At 41.7% G+C, this 17,605-nt stretch carries 24 protein-coding genes, 1 tRNA gene, 1 riboswitch and 1 other annotated feature; of the genes, 21 read left to right on the plus strand and 4 right to left on the minus strand.

From position 1 onward, the window contains the following. The first annotated feature begins 111 nt into the window (after nt 1–111). The 21 genes from DOZ58_RS16345 to DOZ58_RS16445 all read left to right on the plus strand — a co-directional run bounded on the left by DOZ58_RS16345 (nt 112) and on the right by DOZ58_RS16445 (nt 14,432). Complete coding sequence (locus DOZ58_RS16345; RefSeq protein ID WP_111889277.1) at nt 112–741, plus strand: hypothetical protein; 630 nt, start codon at nt 112–114, stop codon at nt 739–741. Nucleotides 742–916: 175 nt separating this feature from the next. Further along, nucleotides 917–3,052: an acetyl-CoA decarbonylase/synthase complex subunit alpha/beta gene (gene acsB, locus DOZ58_RS16350; RefSeq protein ID WP_111889278.1), complete on the plus strand. Its 2,136-nt coding sequence runs from the start codon at nt 917–919 to the stop codon at nt 3,050–3,052. A gap of 117 nt (nt 3,053–3,169) precedes the next feature. Continuing rightward, the gene (locus tag DOZ58_RS16355; RefSeq protein WP_111889279.1) at nt 3,170–3,367 is read left to right on the plus strand and encodes a CooT family nickel-binding protein; all 198 of its coding nucleotides are present in this window, start codon (nt 3,170–3,172) and stop codon (nt 3,365–3,367) included. A gap of 3 nt (nt 3,368–3,370) precedes the next feature. Next, entirely contained in the window at nt 3,371–3,793 is a 423-nt protein-coding gene (locus DOZ58_RS16360; protein WP_111889280.1) for a DUF3842 family protein, read from the plus strand. Next, nucleotides 3,794–4,012, plus strand: coding sequence for a hypothetical protein (locus tag DOZ58_RS16365; RefSeq protein ID WP_111889281.1), 219 nt, complete (start codon nt 3,794–3,796; stop codon nt 4,010–4,012). 230 nt (nt 4,013–4,242) lie between these two features. Further along, on the plus strand, nt 4,243–5,055 hold the full coding sequence (locus DOZ58_RS16370) for a D-alanyl-D-alanine carboxypeptidase family protein (RefSeq protein WP_111889282.1): 813 nt from the start codon (nt 4,243–4,245) through the stop codon (nt 5,053–5,055). A gap of 129 nt (nt 5,056–5,184) precedes the next feature. Continuing rightward, nucleotides 5,185–5,261, plus strand: a tRNA-Arg gene (locus tag DOZ58_RS16375). A gap of 101 nt (nt 5,262–5,362) precedes the next feature. Then, nucleotides 5,363–5,806, plus strand: coding sequence for a GNAT family N-acetyltransferase (locus tag DOZ58_RS16380; protein ID WP_111889283.1), 444 nt, complete (start codon nt 5,363–5,365; stop codon nt 5,804–5,806). A 262-nt stretch (nt 5,807–6,068) separates the two neighbouring features. Then, entirely contained in the window at nt 6,069–6,836 is a 768-nt protein-coding gene (locus DOZ58_RS16385; RefSeq protein ID WP_162624553.1) for an RNA polymerase sigma factor, read from the plus strand. 52 nt (nt 6,837–6,888) lie between these two features. After that, complete coding sequence (locus DOZ58_RS16390) at nt 6,889–7,371, plus strand: hypothetical protein (RefSeq protein WP_111889285.1); 483 nt, start codon at nt 6,889–6,891, stop codon at nt 7,369–7,371. A gap of 396 nt (nt 7,372–7,767) precedes the next feature. Then, nucleotides 7,768–7,953 (plus strand): hypothetical protein, encoded by a 186-nt coding sequence (locus DOZ58_RS16395; protein WP_111889286.1) that lies wholly within the window; start codon nt 7,768–7,770, stop codon nt 7,951–7,953. 89 nt (nt 7,954–8,042) lie between these two features. Further along, a complete protein-coding gene (locus DOZ58_RS16400; RefSeq protein WP_162624554.1) occupies nt 8,043–8,543 on the plus strand; it encodes a GNAT family N-acetyltransferase in 501 nt (166 codons plus the stop codon). A gap of 250 nt (nt 8,544–8,793) precedes the next feature. Then, on the plus strand, nt 8,794–8,943 hold the full coding sequence (gene rpmG / locus DOZ58_RS16405; RefSeq protein WP_014355470.1) for a 50S ribosomal protein L33: 150 nt from the start codon (nt 8,794–8,796) through the stop codon (nt 8,941–8,943). Nucleotides 8,944–8,961: 18 nt separating this feature from the next. Further along, nucleotides 8,962–9,339, plus strand: a complete 378-nt coding sequence (gene secE / locus DOZ58_RS16410) for a preprotein translocase subunit SecE (RefSeq protein WP_111889288.1) — start codon at nt 8,962–8,964, stop codon at nt 9,337–9,339. 13 nt (nt 9,340–9,352) lie between these two features. Continuing rightward, entirely contained in the window at nt 9,353–9,889 is a 537-nt protein-coding gene (nusG, locus tag DOZ58_RS16415; protein WP_111889289.1) for a transcription termination/antitermination protein NusG, read from the plus strand. A gap of 68 nt (nt 9,890–9,957) precedes the next feature. After that, nucleotides 9,958–10,383, plus strand: a complete 426-nt coding sequence (gene rplK / locus DOZ58_RS16420; RefSeq protein ID WP_111889290.1) for a 50S ribosomal protein L11 — start codon at nt 9,958–9,960, stop codon at nt 10,381–10,383. A gap of 61 nt (nt 10,384–10,444) precedes the next feature. Next, a complete protein-coding gene (gene rplA / locus DOZ58_RS16425) occupies nt 10,445–11,134 on the plus strand; it encodes a 50S ribosomal protein L1 (protein WP_111889291.1) in 690 nt (229 codons plus the stop codon). 70 nt (nt 11,135–11,204) lie between these two features. Next, nucleotides 11,205–11,325 (plus strand) — a sequence feature (ribosomal protein L10 leader region). Between the two features lie 24 nt (nt 11,326–11,349). Then, entirely contained in the window at nt 11,350–11,871 is a 522-nt protein-coding gene (gene rplJ, locus DOZ58_RS16430; RefSeq protein ID WP_111889292.1) for a 50S ribosomal protein L10, read from the plus strand. Nucleotides 11,872–11,915: 44 nt separating this feature from the next. Then, on the plus strand, nt 11,916–12,302 hold the full coding sequence (gene rplL, locus DOZ58_RS16435; RefSeq protein ID WP_111889293.1) for a 50S ribosomal protein L7/L12: 387 nt from the start codon (nt 11,916–11,918) through the stop codon (nt 12,300–12,302). An 80-nt stretch (nt 12,303–12,382) separates the two neighbouring features. Beyond that, a complete protein-coding gene (proS, locus tag DOZ58_RS16440; RefSeq protein ID WP_111889294.1) occupies nt 12,383–13,834 on the plus strand; it encodes a proline--tRNA ligase in 1,452 nt (483 codons plus the stop codon). Nucleotides 13,835–13,853: 19 nt separating this feature from the next. Then, nucleotides 13,854–14,432 carry a hypothetical protein gene (locus tag DOZ58_RS16445; protein WP_111889295.1) on the plus strand — a complete coding sequence of 193 codons (579 nt, stop codon included), beginning with the start codon at nt 13,854–13,856 and terminating at the stop codon, nt 14,430–14,432. 99 nt (nt 14,433–14,531) lie between these two features. On the opposite strand, the gene folK is transcribed toward DOZ58_RS16445, so the two are convergent. From folK to folE, 4 genes are read right to left on the minus strand one after another with little or no spacing between them, the layout of a single operon-like run. Next, nucleotides 14,532–15,350: a 2-amino-4-hydroxy-6-hydroxymethyldihydropteridine diphosphokinase gene (folK, locus tag DOZ58_RS16450; protein WP_111889296.1), complete on the minus strand. Its 819-nt coding sequence runs from the start codon at nt 15,348–15,350 to the stop codon at nt 14,532–14,534. Next, a complete protein-coding gene (gene folP / locus DOZ58_RS16455; protein WP_111889297.1) occupies nt 15,332–16,159 on the minus strand; it encodes a dihydropteroate synthase in 828 nt (275 codons plus the stop codon). The genes folK and folP overlap by 19 nt, the downstream gene beginning before the upstream one ends. A 10-nt stretch (nt 16,160–16,169) precedes the next feature. After that, complete coding sequence (locus tag DOZ58_RS16460; protein ID WP_111889298.1) at nt 16,170–16,652, minus strand: HD domain-containing protein; 483 nt, start codon at nt 16,650–16,652, stop codon at nt 16,170–16,172. Between the two features lie 10 nt (nt 16,653–16,662). Beyond that, entirely contained in the window at nt 16,663–17,223 is a 561-nt protein-coding gene (gene folE, locus DOZ58_RS16465; protein WP_111889299.1) for a GTP cyclohydrolase I FolE, read from the minus strand. A 130-nt stretch (nt 17,224–17,353) separates the two neighbouring features. Next, nucleotides 17,354–17,446, minus strand: a riboswitch (THF riboswitch). Nucleotides 17,447–17,605: the final 159 nt, after the last annotated feature.

Below are 17,605 nucleotides of genomic sequence, written 5' to 3' on the forward strand. Positions count from 1 at the left end.
TAAGTCGATAAAAACAATTCTAGTTTAGATTAATTCCCGATAAATTCTAGTTTTATTAAGTATTAAGTGTTATAATTATCACAAATTAAAGTATAACAGGAGGAAAAAAATATGTGTAATAATAAAGAACTGCATCGTCATGGTGAACACCATGACCACGAAGAAGGTCATCCTCATAGCGGAACGACCAGTCATGATCATCAACATGCTCATCCCCATGCTGGTGATGAGGAGCATGAACATATCCACGAACATGATCATGAACACGCCCATACTCACAGTCATCCTCATAGTGATGACCATGATCATGGCAGTGAACATGTGCATACGACAGAACATGAGCATGAACATACCCATAAACACGCCCATCCCCATCCTCATCAGCATGACCATGCCCATCCCCATGAAACACAGGAGCATGCCCATGGTCATGAACATCCCCATGGACACGAACATCCCCATCCTCACGTGCATGGTGATGGACATTGTGGAAATCATGCCAAAAATGGCGCCGGTTGCTGCCAAGGTGGTGATGTTGAAAACAAAGACGTCGAGATATTAGGCTTATTGCTGGATCATTGGGTTACCCATAATCAGGATCACGCGATGGAGTATAATACCTGGGTTGAAAAAATGAACCGACTCGGTAAAAACGATGTCGCTGAATCCCTTATCGAAGCAATTGCATTGATGAGCGAAGCAGATAAACATCTCGTAGAAGCAAAAAAAGAATTAAACTAATCATTACTGTTTGCGTTTCTAGTGCGATCATCGTCTTGAGACGCAAATTTTGCAACTAATCGTATAAAGCAGAAAAACAATTGATGGGCGGTTGCTTTATTTTAGTCGCCCGTGAAAGTGTTAACCAATGCCTGAAGGTATTGAATTTCTTTAGAAAAGGAAGTGTGTAGTTGTTATGAGTTTGACAGATTTGATTTACGCTGGTTCTAATGCGGTGGCAGGTTTAACAGAAGGTGCAGTAGATGATGCCATCAAAAAATATGGTGAGAGCCACGCGGTAGGATATCCCGATACAGCCTATTTTTTACCGATTATTTATGCCGCAACAGGGGTTAAGATAAAGACATTGGGTGATTTACCGGCAGCAGTTGGGATTCTTAAGAGTTTGATCACCAATAAAGAAGATTTGGGCGAAGCGTTAAACGCCGGACTGGCGACAGCGGTTGGGGCTGAAATTATTGAGGCGATTCGATATCTTGATGGTGATCCATACGCCAACGATTCGGGCATTGGTTTTGTGGCGGATCCCATTATTCGTTCGTTGGGCGTGCCCCTGGTAACCGGCGATATTCCCGGGATTGCCGTTCTTTTAGGGGAATCCTCAGACCCTGCTGAATTAGCAGCGATTGTAAAAGATTATCAGGAAAAAGGTTTACTGACCTTTATGGTTGGTAATATCATCGAGCAGGCGCTGGAAGCCGGAGTTAAGATGGGGCTGGATTATCGTGTCATTCCTTTGGGCCATGAAGTGACCTCTGTCATTCATGTTGTCTCGGTGGCAATTCGGGCGGCGCTTATTTTTGGTGGCATCGAGCCTGGTAAACTGGCTGAATTTTTAACCTACACCAAAGAACGGGTGCCGGCCTTTGTCAATACCTTTGGCGAATTAAATGAAGTTGTAGTTTCGGTGGGAGCGGGAGCGATTGCCCTGGGTTTCCCGGTGATTGCCGACGTCCCTGTGCCGGAAGTACCGGGTGCATTAATGACCCAGGCAGACCATGCTAAAACAGTTGAGTTTTCTTTAGAAGCTCGTGATATTAAGATCAAGGTTACAAAAATTGATGTTCCCGTTTCGGTTGCCTCGGCGTTTGAAGGTGAGCGTGTCCGTAAGGATACCATGTTTGCTGAATTTGGCGGCAACAAAACGAAATGCTGGGAATTGGTAAGAGAAGCGGAATTAAGTGAAATAGAAGATCATAAAATTACAGTAATTGGTCCAGAAATTGACGATGCCCAATTTGCAGGTGCTGATGTCGTGCGGTTACCCTTAGGTATTCTGGTTGAAGTTGCCGGTAAAGGTATGCAAAAGGATTTTGAATCGGTATTAGAACGACGGATTCATTACTTTACCAACTACATCGATGGCGCCATGCATGTCGGACAACGTAACATTGCCTGGATTCGTTTAACAAAAGAAGCTTATGAAAAAGGATTCCGCTTAAAACACATCGGTGAAGTATTGTATGCAAAAATGCGGGCAGACTTCGATAACGTTGTCGATAAATGTCAGGTAACGCTTTATACGACTCAGGAAGATGTGGCCCGACTTGAAGAAGAAGTGGTCAAACCAATTTATAGCCAACGGGACGATCGTTTAAACGCCTTAACCGATGAAAGCGTTGATACCTTCTATACCTGTACCCTCTGTCAGTCGTTTGCACCGAGCCATGTTTGTGTGGTAACGCCAGAACGATTAGGCTTATGCGGTGCTGTTTCGTGGTTGGATAGTAAAGCGACCAAGGAATTGGATCCGGCCGGACCATCCCAACCGATTGAAAAAGGTGTTGCTGTGGATGAAAAAATTGGTATCTGGGAGTCTGTTAATAAAACCGTTGCGGCAGCATCGCAGGGGGCCGTTGAGCGGGTAACCTTATACTCAATCCTGGAAGATCCAATGACTTCTTGCGGTTGTTTTGAATGTATCTGTGGGATCATGCCGGAAGCCAATGGTGTTGTTATTGTTAACCGTGAGTTTGGCGAAATCTCACCGGTGGGGATGACCTTTGGGGAATTGGCGTCGATGACTGGTGGCGGCGTTCAAACACCCGGATTTATGGGACATGGCCGACATTTTATCGGGTCCAAGAAATTTATGTCGGCTGAAGGCGGACTAACGCGAATTGTCTGGATGCCAAAAGAATTAAAAGATGATGTCGCAGAACGTCTAAATAAGGCCGTACTTGAATTAACAGGGATAGAAAATTTCGTTGACATGGTTTGCGATGAAACCATTGCGACCGACTCCGAAGCGGTATTGGAGTTCCTGGAATCAAAGGGACACCCGGCTCTGACCATGGACCCCATTATGTAACAAATGGTTGTAATTAAGACTAAACGGTTATAATGAATGACAGTCACCCCTTAAGCTTGTGTTAAGGGGTAGGCTGTGTTAAAATAGCCTAAATTAAAAAGAAAGGAGACCAAGAACATGTGTGAATCTTCAGCTTATATGATTACTCCTGAAGGAGAAACAAAGATAATGGACTATGTTGTTGATATCGTTCCAAACGACGATGGCAGTTTAACGCTGTCTGACTTATTGGGTGGTACAAAAATTGTTCAAGGCAAACTCAAAGAAGTAAAACTTCTAAACCACAAAATTATTATTGAAGGAATAGCGGTTTAGCCAATGAACATTGTTGTGCTAGATGGTATGGGAGGAGGCATTGGATCTCGAATTGTCGGTATTTTAAAAGATGAAATACCGCCGTATATTGAAATATATGGATTGGGAACCAATGCACTGGCCACAGCGGCCATGTTAAAAAAAGGCGCTAATAAAGGTGCAACCGGAGAAAATGCCATTGCGGTCACGGTAAAAAAAGCGGATTTTATAATTGGCTCAATTGCGATGACCATTCCAAACTCGATGATGGGAGAAGTCACGCCACGAATGGTTGAAGCGATTGGAAACAGCGATGGATTAAAAATCTATATTCCGATTCTGCCGGAAAATCACCATATTGTTTCACTGGAAGAAAAACCACTCTTGCTCCAGATTCGAGAAGCCGTTTCGTTGATAAAAAAAGAACTTAATTTAGGAGAAGTGTAGATGGATGCTAAATTAAAGATGGATAAGGAAGCGGATATTTTCAAGGTGTTGCTGGCCCATTGGATTAATCACACCGGTGATCATATTGATGGCTATCGGGAGTGGGCTGAGAAATTACAGGGTACATCAAAAGACGCGGTGTCCCGGGAAATATTTCTGGCAATTGACAAGATGCGTGAAGCACAAAAGAAAATTATGGAAGCCAAAATGCGTTTCTAAAGACACGATAATAGCTTAAAATTAATGACAACCCATGCTTGAAAGCAGGACTTTTTGTTCTGTTTTTTTTCGTATTAGTAAAGTGATGCGACAGCTGTAAGGAATCGTAGTCAAAAGTGGAGCCCCGGGAAAATGATACGTTTTCTCGGGGCTTTTTTTAATAAAAAGTTATGTGGTTTTTTATAGATGAGGTATAATTAAAGTAACGAAAAGCAAAAGAAGGTAAATAAATGCGAATAAAAGATAAGAAACGTTTTATGCTAGCTTGTGGTGGATTGGCGACAATTCTGATTTTAATGATTACTGTTTTGACCATCGGTTTTTGGAACCGCAATGATAACCAGGCAAAGACTGATAACAACACGAAGTCCCAGACGACAGCGGTGGCAAACGAAAGTGAAACAGCGGTAAATTCCCAGGCAGCAGTGACTGAACAGCCATCAGAAACAAAAGAAGAAATAAAAAATGCATCGTCTGCAGATATAAATAGCACCGACAGTATAACAAAACTGGTTAACAAGAACCACAGTATTTCGTCAAACTATCGACCCGCTGATCTGGTTACGGTTGATCTGCCATCGACCCGGGATACCCAACTGCGAAGCGTTGCGATCGCGGGCCTGACGAACCTTTTTGAAGCAGCTGAGGCTGAAGGTTATGAACTGTTTTGTTGTTCCGGGTATCGCTCCTATGAAACCCAAACTGAACTCTATGCCTGGAATGTGGAAACCTATGGGGTTGATGGTGCCGAATTGGTCAGTGCCCGGCCGGGAATGAGCGAACACCAGTTGGGTTTAGCTATGGATGTCACAAGTGCGTCGGTGGAGTTTGATCTGCTGGAGAGTTTTGGATCAACGCCAGAAGGACAATTCATCAAAGAGAATGCCCATAAATTTGGTTTTATTGTCCGCTATCCCCAGGGTAAAACCGATATTACCGGTTATGCCTATGAACCCTGGCATCTGCGCTATTTAGGGATCGATGTGGCTACCGATATTTATAAGAGCGGAAAAACCATGGAAGAGTATTATGGTACAAATTAAGTGACCGATCCGAGATCAAAGAGATGTGAAAAAGAATACCAAAGGTGGTGTCCTTTTTTGATAGCCATGGCTGCCAGAAAAAAACTATTTAAAAAAACTTGACTATCTGATATAATAATCAGTGTTTCTGCGCCCGTAGCTCAGGTGGATAGAGCAGTAGTTTCCTAAACTGCGTGCCGGAGGTTCGAATCCTCTCGGGTGCACCACGATTATCAGGTTAAAAAAGACGCAGTCTGCGTCTTTTTTAACCTGATTTTTTATGTTATGATGCAAATGAGATTGTTTATAAAAACGAATGAGAATTAAAATGAAAATTATTAATGTAAAAGACCGAAATGCTATGCTGATAGAGCAACTTGTAAAAGTGCGAAAAGCTTCGGTGAAAGAAACGCATTTATTTTTGTCCGATTTGGAGATTGACAATATTGAAAAATATGTTCCGCAGGCTTTAGCAGGGATTCCAAATTTGATTGTTGCAGAAAACCAGCGTGGTGTTTCGGTTGCATTTATGGGAATAGATGAACAAAAACTTGAAATGTTGTTTATTCATCCCAAAGAACGCGGGCATGGTTTGGGCAGAGAATTAGTTGAATATGGCATTAAGGAATATTTTATTAATGAGCTGGGAGTTAATGAGCAAAACCCACAAGCAAAAGGATTTTATGAACATATGGGATTTGAAGTTTATAAGAGAACTGAAGTAGACGAGCAAGGCATGCCGTATCCTATTTTGTACATGAAATTATCATAAGTTATTTTTTGTGGGTTAATAAGATTTTCCCTACATCTATTTTGTACTAATGTCACAGTGAAAAATTAAGGACGGTTTTCAGCCGTCCTTTTTGTTCTCCACAACAATGATAATACAATAAATTTTTTTACATAGAAGTACCTAAGTCGATAAGCACATGCTCTACAGAATCACAAAAAGTAGTAAAAAAATATTTTTTTAAAAAGCCAACAAAACAACGATGATGCTGCATTTAAACAGCATAAGGATAAAGGAGGTAATAATGAATATTGTCAAAATTGAAACTATATTTGATTTGATAAAAAACAAAGAACTGTCTGGGTTCGAACTTTTATACGAACAGTATTTTCGTATTATGTACGGCATCGCATATTCGATTACCGGCAACGACGAGGTGAGCAAGGATGCTGTCCAAAATACGCTAATTAAGCTATTTGTTCTCGAACCACATAAATTCCCCCAAGCGCATGCGTTGACATGGCTCTATACCGTTGTCAAAAATGAAGCGCTTATGTTGCTCCGCAAGGAAAAGCAGACTATCGACATCAGCACCGTTGCTGAAAAACTGCCAATGATTGACAAGGGCATCGAGGAATTTATCGATATGGAAAACTACTACACTTTGATTTCATCGCTGAACGAAAAACAACGGCAGATTGTCACGCTGAAGGTGTTGGGTGGTATGAGTCATAAAGAAATATCCCACATGCTGCAGAAGCCGATAGGTACTATTCAATGGACATACAACATGTCCATCAAAAAACTGCGTGTTGCGATTTCTACGATGGCTGCGTTTGTCATCATGCTAGGCACAGGCTTTGTTTATAAGCTAATTAGAGCATTTGATACAGAATACATTGAAATCCCAGAAATGGATATGGAGCCGCCCGTCAATATTCCAGCATCACCAATAATTGATGCGTGGGTTATTGGGCTCGGTATATGCTTTTTGTTGTCGGTAACAGCTTTAATCATATTTTTTAGAAATTCAGACAAATTGCCAACAAAACGCAAAGCCAGACGCATCTAAAAGACATAAGCAAAACAAAATGCTTAAAATTAAAACGAAAAGGAGAATAACAGTGAAAAAAAATAAAACAATCATGTTGCTGACTCTTGGATGCGTTATGTCTCTCAGTTTAACCGCCTACGCCTGTGTTGCCACCAACTCGAAAGATTCGATTCTAGACAGCCAAGTTGAGTTGAAAATGCCTATAACAGCACCAGCACTGGAAGGTGAAATCACTGATGATGCTGAAGTGCTTGATGTTGTGCAGTTCAAAGGCAAAATTGACAGCATTGATGGGGACGAAGCCATCGTGACACCCGATAAAGGTGAAGATATCCGTAGCTCTGGAGATGCCGTTCGTATCAATATCGCCGATTACAGCAAACCACTCAACAAAGGCTATTCCGTAACGATCTATTATGACGGTGTAATTATGGATAGCTACCCGTTGCAGATTAACCTCCTTGGCATTAACGATGAAATGTTCGATATTGAAGAACCTAGCATCAGTGACGACTTCGATGAAGCGGTTTCGTTTGATAATTCATATGAATAAACGATTCTATATCCTCTTATTATTTGATATTGCATCTATTTTATACTAATTGCACAAACTTTTCAGGCTGAAATAGATGCAATATTGTATCTGTTTTGGTCTGATTTTTTATGTTATACTTAAAATAATGTCTGACGAAAGATCTTTTTATTTTTTATACAATGTATGGACGCAGGGATTTGTGGAGGTATCTACTTCAGCTAAGCTGCATCTATTCTGATCTAACGACACAATAAAATACGATGGCATAGCCGTTTTTTTGCTGAAAAACTTAAAAATTTGTGGTTTTGTAAAAATTTTATTTGTGCGATAAAAACTATTGCAAAGTATCACAACAAGGTTTATACTTCATAGAGTTGTATCGTGGGAACCGCCGTGTTTAATCAAGGAGATCGTATGGAAAATTATAAAAAGTATCTCATCGTTTTTGGATTACTGTTATTATTTGCATTAGTTTCTCCCGTCATTCTTGCCTGGATCAGTGTCATTCTTTCGCCGATTATAACAACAGCAGGGGTGGTAGCGTTAATTTTTATTGCCACGGTGATCATTGCCTGGTACGGAAAAATTGGACGCAAGTAGCGGTTGCACGATCGATTTACTTTTGACTAAACATGAGGTTCGGAAACGGGTATAACAAATATTTTACAAACAGGGGTGCGTTGACTAAGTTGAACATACGATTAGTAGCAGAAAAGGATTATCCTCGGGTATTGGAAATTTTAAATGAGGCGATTGCCGCCCGGAAATTTACGGCCCAACTTGCGCCGGCAACCATGGCAATCCGAAAAGATTGGTTTGTTCACCATTCGGCACCACGGCACCCAATGTTTGTGGCAGAGCTCGCGGGTGATGTGGTTGGTTGGATTACCTTGACCGAATTTCGGGCTGGACGGGAGGGCTTTCGGTTTACTTCCGAGATCAGTTATTATATTGATAGCCGTTTTCACCGCCAGGGCGTCGGCTCGAAGCTGATGCAACGGGCGATTGAGTCTGCCGATGAAATAGGTTTCAGAAATTTGATTGCGGTTATTTTCGACACGAATGTCAGTAGCCGTAAACTCGTTGAAAAACATGGCTTCAAGTTATGGGGGCATATGCCGGATGCGGTCGATATTGATGGGAACATCATTGGTTGTGATTATTGGGGATTAAAAATAGAAAAACAATAAAAGCTGCTTGATTAATTGCGGCGTTGCTGATATAATTTTAATGTTGTCCAAAAGGCTGGGCTTTTTTTTATTTGGACCAAAGCAATCATATTCTTTTTGCCAGTAACTAAGAAAATCATTGACTATTCTGAATGTTTTTATTGACAATTATCAGGTTCTCGTGGTATTCTATGTTAGTGACTATGAAAATAGGGAACGTGTGCCTGCGTGTTCCTGCGGGTGTTGATATAAGGATGTAGGAGGTGCTGGAATGAGAGTAAAAGTTACTTTAGCATGTACAGAATGCAAGCAAAGAAATTACGATACCATGAAAAACAAGAAGAATAACCCTGATCGTTTAGAAGTGGACAAATATTGCAAGTTTTGCAAGAAGCATACACCACATAAAGAAACGAAATAATGGATAAAGAGGAATATCATGGCAACTAATAAGAAAACTAAAAATGCCAGTAGTAAACAAGGAAAAGAAAACACCCAACAACAGGCACAAAAAACCGATGATAAGGCAGTAAACCTGGTAAAAGAGGAAAAGAAAACGCCTCAATCAACGGCAAAAAATGAGAAAAAAACTCCAAAAAAGTCAAGCGAAAAAAGTAAAGAACCAAACATTTTTCAAAAAATGGTGGGCTTTTTTAAAGGCGTTCATCATGAACTACGAAAAGTAACTTGGTTGACTAAAGATGAATTACTTAAAAAATCCGGCGTTGTTGCTGGGATTGTTGGGATATTCACTTTTCTCGTTTGGGTTGTTGATTCAGGATTAGGTGCACTTGCCGCGTTATTTATGAACATTTAGGTAAGGGAGAACCATGGATACTAATCAACCAGAACAGGCTCAATGGTTTGTTGCACATACTTATTCGGGATATGAGAATAAGGTTAAAGCAAGCATTGAAGCTACCGTCGAAAACAGAAATATGGAGGATGTGATCCTTGAGGTTCAGGTCCCCGTACAAGAAGTAGTGGAAAGTAAAAACGGCAAAAAGGTCGTTAAAGAGAAGAAGCTATTTCCAGGTTATGTCATGATTAAAATGTTCATGACAGATGATTCCTGGTATGTTGTCAGAAATACCCGTGGTGTTACCGGGTTTGTTGGTCCTGCTTCAAAACCTGTCCCATTGTCCAAGGCTGAACTAAAGAGTATGGGCATTCGTCAGCAACGTGTGGAAATTAGTATGCATGTCGGCGACGAAGTGAAGGTCATTGAAGGACCACTTGAAGGTTTCACTGGAGTGATTGAAGAAGTACATGCCGAGAAATCAAAGGTTAAGGTCAATGTTTCCATGTTTGGTCGAGATACCCTCGCTGAACTGGGATTTGAACAAATAGAAAAAATAAACACTTAAGGAAAAACTATTCTTCATGCTACTCCATTAGGAGAAAAAAACTATAATAAAATGAAGGAGGTGTTATCATGGCAAAAAAAGTAATTGGTATGATTAAATTACAAATTCCTGCCGGTAAAGCAACACCAGCACCACCAGTTGGACCTGCATTAGGTCAACATGGGGTTAATATTATGGGATTCTGTAAAGAATTCAACGCAAAAACTGCAAATGACGCAGGGATGATTATTCCTGTTGTAATCACTGTTTATCAGGATCGATCTTATTCATTTATTACCAAAACTCCACCAGCTGCCGTTCTGTTAAAGAAAATTGCTGGTATTGAGTCTGGATCTGGCGTACCGAACAAAACCAAGGTAGCTAAGGTTACAAATGAACAATTAAGAGAAATCGCAACATTAAAAATGCCTGACTTAAACGCAGCATCTGTAGAATCAGCGATGAGAATGATCGCTGGAACCGCCCGTAGCATGGGCATCACAATCGAAGAATAATTTTAGAAGGTAGAAACACCTTAAGTGGGAGGGAAACCGCTATTACCACAAGGAGGCAAAGATGAAAAAAGGAAAAAAATATCAGGATTTGGTAAAAAGCTTTGACAAGCAAGAGTTATTTGAACTGGATGCAGCCATTGCACAGGTTAAGAAACTTGCGACAGCAAAGTTTGATGAGACTATTGAATTGCATGTAAAATTGGGTGTTGACTCACGTCATGCAGATCAACAGGTTCGTGGCGCAATCGTTCTGCCACATGGTACCGGTAAAAGTGTTAAGGTTCTTGTTATTGCCAAAGGCGATAAATTAAAAGAAGCTGAGGAAGCTGGTGCGGATTTCTTTGGTGAAGACGATATGATCGATAAAATTCAAAAAGAAAACTGGTTTGATTTTGATATAATGATTGCAACTCCAGATATGATGGGGAAGGTTGGTCGTTTAGGCCGTGTATTAGGACCTAAAGGTTTAATGCCAAACCCAAAATCAGGAACAGTAACCATGGACATTGCAAAAGCAGTTGCGGATACAAAAGCCGGTAAGGTTGAGTATCGTTTAGACAAAACCAATATCATTCATGTCATTATTGGTAAAGCATCTTTCACGGAAGAAGCTTTAAGAGAAAACTTGACGGTATTATTGGATACGGTTAAAAAAGCAAAACCTGCTGCTTCTAAGGGTCAATACTTTAGAAGTGTTACGCTGGCAAGTACCATGAGTCCTGGAGTTAAAATCAACACAGGCAAAATCTAGGAGTTTATTACTTGAAATAAACTTTGAAACGACTTGACATAGAAAATGACAAATGATACAATAACGTCGTTGTTAAAGACACATTCATCCATAGACAGTAGGTTTGTAAATCCTACCGAGGTTGAAGAGAAAAAGCTTATTAAATAATAGAGCTCTCTTCACGCTGTGGAGTGAGCTTTTTTGATACGATTTTTAAAAGGAGGTGCAGATAATACATGCCAAAGATTGAAGTAAAACAAGTTGTTGTACAAGAAATTGCCGAAAAACTTAGAAATGCTCAAACAGCTGTTCTTGTCGACTATCGTGGTTTGAACGTTGAAGAAGTGACTGAGTTACGTGCTCAGGCTCGGGCCGCAGGTATCGACTACAAGGTGTATAAAAACTCAATGATGCGGTTTGCAGCTAAAGAAACTGGTTTTGAAGGTTTTCTTGACGTTTTAGTCGGACCAACGGCCATTGCGTTTTGTGATACCGATCCCGTTGCTCCAGCAAAACTACTTAGCGAGTTTTCAAAAAAGCATAAAGCATTAGAAATTAAAGCAGGTATGGTAGACGGTAAGGTTTTAGACGTTAAAGGCGTTTTGGATCTTGCAGAATTACCACCACGTGAAGTATTGGTTGCCAAGGTTCTTGGTGGCTTAAACGCACCAATTTCAGGTTTTGTTAACGTACTTAACGGAAACATGCGTGGATTGGTTGTCGCATTAAACGCGATTGCAGAACAAAAACAAGCATAATTTGAAAAATAAATTAAAGAAAGAATATTTGGAGGTTTTATAAAATGGCAAGTGAAAAAGTAACACAATTAATTGAAGACGTAAAAGGTTTAACCGTATTAGAATTATCTGAACTGGTTAAAGCATTAGAAGAAGAATTTGGCGTTAGCGCTGCTGCTCCAATGGCAATGATGGCTGCTCCAGCTGCTGGTGGCGGTGCTGCTGAAGAAGCAGAAGAAAAAACTGAATTTGATGTAATTTTAACAGCTGCCGGCGATCAAAAAATCAAAGTTATCAAAGTTGTTCGTGAATTAACTGGCTTAGGCTTAAAAGAAGCAAAAGCATTAGTTGACGAAGCTCCAAAACCAGTTAAAGAAGCTGCAACTAAAGAAGAAGCTGCTGAGATTAAAGCTAAAATTGAAGAAGTTGGCGGAAGCGTCGAAGTAAAATAATTACTCGATAACCACTAAAAATCACTTGCTTGCGCAGGTGATTTTTTTGTTTAACAGACGAAGTCTGAGAAAGAAATAAAATGGCGAAAAAACAGACAAATCAAGTCAAGGAAATTACCCCCATGGCAGTAGATTTTCCCCAATGGTATACGGATGTCATATCTAAAACAGAATTGGTGGATTATTCTCCGGTAAAAGGGTTTATGGTAATCAGACCCTATGGCTATGCTATTTGGGAACTGATCCAGGGCGCCTATGATAAACGGTTTAAAGAAACTGGGCATGAAAACATGTATTTCCCGTTATTAATTCCGGAAAGCCTTTTAACCAAAGAAGCGGAACATGTGGAAGGGTTTGCCCCGGAAGTAGCCTGGGTAACCCATGGTGGCGGAAAAGAACTGACTGAAAGATTGGCGGTGCGCCCCACTTCAGAAACAATTATTTGCAGCATGTACTCAAAGTGGCTGAATTCCTACCGCCAACTGCCATATTTGTATAATCAATGGTGTTCGGTTGTCCGATGGGAAAAAACAACCCGACCATTTTTAAGAACCTCTGAGTTTTTATGGCAGGAAGGCCATACGCTCCATGAGACCCCCGAAGAAGCTCAGGAAGAAACCATGCAGATGCTGGGAATCTATCGCGAAATTGCAGAAAGTCATCTGGCCATGCCAATGGTGGTGGGACGAAAAAGTGACAAAGAAAAATTTGCCGGAGCCGATGCAACCTATACGATGGAAGCGCTGATGCATGACGGTCAGGCGCTCCAATCCGGCACCTCCCATAATCTGGGCCAGCATTTTACCAAAGCCTTTGAAATTACCTATCTGGATCGAAATAATGAGCAATCCTTTCCTTATCATACCTCCTGGGGGGTGTCAACGCGATTAATAGGCGGTGTCATTATGGTTCATGGCGATGATAATGGTCTGGTTTTACCACCGAAAATTGCCCCGATTCAAGTGGTTGTTATTCCAGTTGCCCAACATAAAGAAGGCGTCCTGGACAAAGCCTGGGAAATTGGCAAAGCCCTGGGAAAAGACTTTAGAGTCAAGGTTGATGATGTGGACGGCTATTCTCCTGGTTGGAAGTTTAATCAGTGGGAAATGAAAGGCGTGCCAATCCGGCTGGAAATCGGTCCCCGGGATATCGAAAAGGGCCAATGTGTCCTTGCCCGTCGTGATACGAGTGAAAAAATCCCGGTTAGTCTGGATAATATCACCCAGGCGGTAGAGGCATTGCTGACCGAAATTCAGGCGAACCTGTTTAATAAAGCGTTGAAAATGCGGGAAGAAAAAACATCAACGGCGGAAAATATCGATGAATTTAAAATAAATTTAAAAGAAAATCCGGGTTTTGTTAAAGCGATGTGGTGTGGTGACCGTAGCTGCGAAGACAAGATTAAAGAAGATACCGGGGCATCGATCCGTTGTATTCCTTTTGACGATGAACAGGAAGTATTGTTCGAAGGCAAATGCGTATGTTGTGGCAAGCCGGCGCAGAAAATGGTCTACTTCGCCCGAGCTTATTAGAAGGAGTGAGTGTGTGAAGATGAGCAGCATAACAATGACAAACCTGGGGTTTTTCTTGAACGAAGGCGCGTTTTATGAACATATTCGAATGAAAAAAGGATCAAAACGGGCGTTGCCGATTGAACGGATTCTTGAAACGGCAAGAAACATTCCTCTACCGAAGGTTTTATATCGGGTTTCCGAAGCGAGAATCATTGATGCTACACACTTCACGCTGGATGGCGTTATTTTTGAAAGTGAAGTTGGCGTTGAGAAGATTTCCAAGGCAACCTATGTTTTTCCGAATATTGTCACGGCCGGTTCAGAAATCGAAGATCATTGTTTTTCCCGCGAAAATCTGCTGGATCAGTACATTATTATGGAACTTTGTAATTTTGCCTGTGAATTTGCCAGAGAAACATTGATTCGTGATATAAAAAGTCGTTACGGCGTTGAGATATTGGACTGTATCTACCCTGGTGAAGAGGGATTTCGTCTGGAATCCGGGAAGAAGATCTTTGACCTATTTGAGAATGTTGAAGATGAGATCGGTGTTTCTGTTACTGAAATGGGACTGACCACCCCGAGTCGAACGGCTTATGCTATTTATTTTGGATAGCATAAATGATGACCAGATGAATTAAGAGCGACTATTTACGATAAAGCGGTTTGGCAAACATAAAAAAGAGACGTATCGAATTTCAATACGTCTCTTTTTTTACGCCTTTTTTAAGGTCTCAAAAATTTCAAACATCCGTTTATTAAGCAGCGGATGAACAAAATAAGGTGCGATTTCTACCATTGACTCTATCACAAAAGCCCGTTCCTGGATTCTGGGATGGGGTAGAATTACCAGGGGATCAGCGGTGATGAGATTGTCATAGAATAAGATATCCAAATCGATGGTTCGGGGTCCCCAGTGGATCGTCCGTTCCCGTTTGAGCCCCTGTTCGATGCCTAGCAACAGGTTCATCAGGGTAGTGGGGGGGAGCGTTGTTCTGATTTTTAAGACACAATTAAGAAATGCATCCTGATCGGTGTAACCCCAGGGTTCGGTTTCGATGACCGTGGATTGGATCAACGCTTCAATACCGGGGCTGTTTTTAATGGCTTCTATGGCTTCGGCTAAATTCTGATTGCGGTCGCCCATATTCGTCCCCAATCCGATAAAAGCCTCATGCCAGCCACGATTAATTTCAATGGCTACGGTGTCCATCGATTTTAAAATCGGGGCCCAGGGCTTTTTAATCATGATGCGCACATCATTAACCATGGAATAGTGTTTTAAAACATAGCTAGCCAGCATTTCACCGGCGGTTTCGATCAGGTCATAGCTTTCTTTTTTAAATTCGACTTCCAGAGCATGGCATAATTCACCATAGTGTACCGATTTTGTCAGGTCGCCGGTGAGGGCCGCTTCCTGCATGTCGAGTGTCAGGGTTACCGAAATCAAAAATTTTTGGCCCAGCGTTTTTTCTTCCGGGAAAACCCCGTGGTAGGCAAAAACTTCCAGATCTTTTATATAGAGTTTGTCCATGGTGCTCCTTTCATAATACCGGCAGCCATTTGAGCAGCGCGTTTGTTTTCCAGAACATCATGGACCCGGATAATGGAAGCGCCCTTCATAACGCCGATGACAGTGGTTGCCACGGTACCTTCAACCCGCTGGGTAACCGGTAGATTTAGGGTCAGACCGATAAAACCTTTGCGCGAGGTACCCAGCAAAATGGGGTAGCCTAAGGTTTGCAAGGTTTCCAGATGATGCATTGTTTCCATATTCTGGGCATAATCCTTGGCAAAACCGATGCCAGGATCAAGGATGATCGCGTCCCGGGAGATGCCGGCTTTGAGGGCGATATCGATCGATGCCTGCAGATCTGCTTTAATGTCAGCCATCAGGTTTTGGTAGTTCTGGTTATCACGATTATGCATCAGGATACAGGGAACCTGGTATGCAGCGGTCACTTCGGCCAGAGTAGGGTCATATTTAAATCCCCAGATGTCATTGACCAGGTCAGCGCCGGCCTTTAAGGCAGCGGCCCCGACGGCACCTTTATAGGTATCAATGGAAATGGGAATATCAAAGCGCTGATGGATAGCCGCAATCATCGGTACAACCCGATCGATTTCCTGGGCATCGCTGATTTGGGTATGACCGGGTCGGGTCGATTCGCCGCCAAGATCAATGAGATCGGCGCCGTCGGCAATCATCTTTTCGACCTGCTTAAGACTGGCATCGAGATTGTTAAATTTGCCACCGTCGGAAAATGAATCCGGGGTAACGTTTAAGATCCCCATAATGAGGACCTGATTATTTAAGTCAAAATTCTTACTGCCTATTTGCATAAAAACTCCTTTAATAAATGATGGTCAGGTTTTTCTTTTCGTTAGACCAATCACATTCCTTTTCAACCGGACATGAAAAACAGGCCCGGGATAATTTATCACTTTCATAGATAATTCGACAAAATCCCTGGGCTTCCGGGTTTCGATGATTGAGGATTGCCGCCAGGATCAGCTTGTTTTCGTGGTCGCTATAATCAAGCTTTTTAAGCAAAGGAATTGCCAATTGGTGGGAGGCAATCTCATGGGGTGTTTTGTCCTCATATTGGACAAAACGACCAATATCGTGGAGCAATGCGGTGGTGTAGATGAGATCCCGGGAGACGTCAAAACCGGCTTCTAGGGTCTTAATACTGGCAATGCGGGCCACCGATAAAAAATGGTCAATCGTATGACAACAAAACTGCCGTTTAACCTCATGGGCATCTATCTTTTGCAAGTGAGCTTGATAGTCTTTGCTTTGATACAGTCGATTGGTGTTTTTTAACGTATCCATAAAACATGCTCTATTTAATGCTTAACAGCTTGTGCACTTCATCTTTTAGTTCCTTGTTATGTATAAAAATACCGGCTTGCATCGCAGTAACCGTTCGGGTACCGGGACGTTTAACGCCCCGCATGTTCATACAGAGATGCTCGGCTTCGATAATAACCATGACCCCCCGGGCATGGAGATACGCCATAATTGCTTCACCAATATCGGTGGTTAATACTTCTTGAAGCTGAGGTTTTTTTGAGTACAAATCAACCGTTCGCACAAGTTTTGAAAGGCCAGCTACCCGACCATTGGGGATATAGGCAATGTGTACCTTACCGTAAAATGGCAACAGGTGATGTTCGCACATCGAATAAAAGGGAATATCCCGTTCAATGACAATGTCATCGGATTTTACCGCAAAGGTTTTAGCAAGGTGAACTTCGGCAGTATGGCCTAGTCCGGAAAAAATTTCGGCATACATCCGGGCCACCCGGGCAGGGGTTTCAACCAGGCCTTCCCGGGTCGGGTCTTCGCCGATGGCTTCTAAAATCATTGTGACAGCTTCTTGAATTTTTTGTTGATCGATCATTATTCTCCTATCGCCGAATCAATTTCACATTGATCCGGAATGGTTTTTACTAAAACCAAATGAAAAAAGCATTACTTAAATAAAACAAAATGTTTTAAGCAATGCTTCCGCAACCCTTAATTGTAAGGGGTCCAGCGGAAGCAACAAGATATCGCAATGAGTTCATTTCGTTTAAAGGCAACTTCCCATCCTCTAACACTTCACGCATCTTGTCTACTCTGTTATATTTAATTGGATGTATTTTAACATGGGTTGGGGTCAGTTACAAGGGTAATATTACAGTATTGTTAAAAGGAGCAGATCGTTATGTGAGTTCAGATTTCAAGTTTAAATTGCCAATAAAAGGCCGTAAAAAAGAATGACAAAAGTAAAGAGAAAATAT

Source organism: Acetobacterium sp. KB-1, assembly GCF_003260995.1.
GTDB classification, from domain to species: domain Bacteria; phylum Bacillota; class Clostridia; order Eubacteriales; family Eubacteriaceae; genus Acetobacterium; species Acetobacterium carbinolicum.

Excerpts from the sequence above, each read along its gene's own strand:
- folK (WP_111889296.1), bottom strand. The coding sequence starts at position 15,350 with ATGGACAAACTCTATATAAAAGATCTGGAAGTTTTTGCCTACCACGGG.
- DOZ58_RS16395 (WP_111889286.1), top strand. The coding sequence starts at position 7,768 with ATGGAAAATTATAAAAAGTATCTCATCGTTTTTGGATTACTGTTATTA.
- rplJ (WP_111889292.1), top strand. The coding sequence starts at position 11,350 with ATGCCAAAGATTGAAGTAAAACAAGTTGTTGTACAAGAAATTGCCGAA.
- secE (WP_111889288.1), top strand. The coding sequence starts at position 8,962 with ATGGCAACTAATAAGAAAACTAAAAATGCCAGTAGTAAACAAGGAAAA.
- DOZ58_RS16385 (WP_162624553.1), top strand. The coding sequence starts at position 6,069 with ATGAATATTGTCAAAATTGAAACTATATTTGATTTGATAAAAAACAAA.
- rplK (WP_111889290.1), top strand. The coding sequence starts at position 9,958 with ATGGCAAAAAAAGTAATTGGTATGATTAAATTACAAATTCCTGCCGGT.
- DOZ58_RS16360 (WP_111889280.1), top strand. The coding sequence starts at position 3,371 with ATGAACATTGTTGTGCTAGATGGTATGGGAGGAGGCATTGGATCTCGA.
- folP (WP_111889297.1), bottom strand. The coding sequence starts at position 16,159 with ATGCAAATAGGCAGTAAGAATTTTGACTTAAATAATCAGGTCCTCATT.
- rplA (WP_111889291.1), top strand. The coding sequence starts at position 10,445 with ATGAAAAAAGGAAAAAAATATCAGGATTTGGTAAAAAGCTTTGACAAG.
- acsB (WP_111889278.1), top strand. The coding sequence starts at position 917 with ATGAGTTTGACAGATTTGATTTACGCTGGTTCTAATGCGGTGGCAGGT.
- DOZ58_RS16345 (WP_111889277.1), top strand. The coding sequence starts at position 112 with ATGTGTAATAATAAAGAACTGCATCGTCATGGTGAACACCATGACCAC.
- DOZ58_RS16370 (WP_111889282.1), top strand. The coding sequence starts at position 4,243 with ATGCGAATAAAAGATAAGAAACGTTTTATGCTAGCTTGTGGTGGATTG.
- DOZ58_RS16365 (WP_111889281.1), top strand. The coding sequence starts at position 3,794 with ATGGATGCTAAATTAAAGATGGATAAGGAAGCGGATATTTTCAAGGTG.
- nusG (WP_111889289.1), top strand. The coding sequence starts at position 9,353 with ATGGATACTAATCAACCAGAACAGGCTCAATGGTTTGTTGCACATACT.
- DOZ58_RS16460 (WP_111889298.1), bottom strand. The coding sequence starts at position 16,652 with ATGGATACGTTAAAAAACACCAATCGACTGTATCAAAGCAAAGACTAT.
- folE (WP_111889299.1), bottom strand. The coding sequence starts at position 17,223 with ATGATCGATCAACAAAAAATTCAAGAAGCTGTCACAATGATTTTAGAA.
- proS (WP_111889294.1), top strand. The coding sequence starts at position 12,383 with ATGGCGAAAAAACAGACAAATCAAGTCAAGGAAATTACCCCCATGGCA.
- rpmG (WP_014355470.1), top strand. The coding sequence starts at position 8,794 with ATGAGAGTAAAAGTTACTTTAGCATGTACAGAATGCAAGCAAAGAAAT.
- DOZ58_RS16445 (WP_111889295.1), top strand. The coding sequence starts at position 13,854 with ATGAGCAGCATAACAATGACAAACCTGGGGTTTTTCTTGAACGAAGGC.
- DOZ58_RS16380 (WP_111889283.1), top strand. The coding sequence starts at position 5,363 with ATGAAAATTATTAATGTAAAAGACCGAAATGCTATGCTGATAGAGCAA.
- rplL (WP_111889293.1), top strand. The coding sequence starts at position 11,916 with ATGGCAAGTGAAAAAGTAACACAATTAATTGAAGACGTAAAAGGTTTA.
- DOZ58_RS16355 (WP_111889279.1), top strand. The coding sequence starts at position 3,170 with ATGTGTGAATCTTCAGCTTATATGATTACTCCTGAAGGAGAAACAAAG.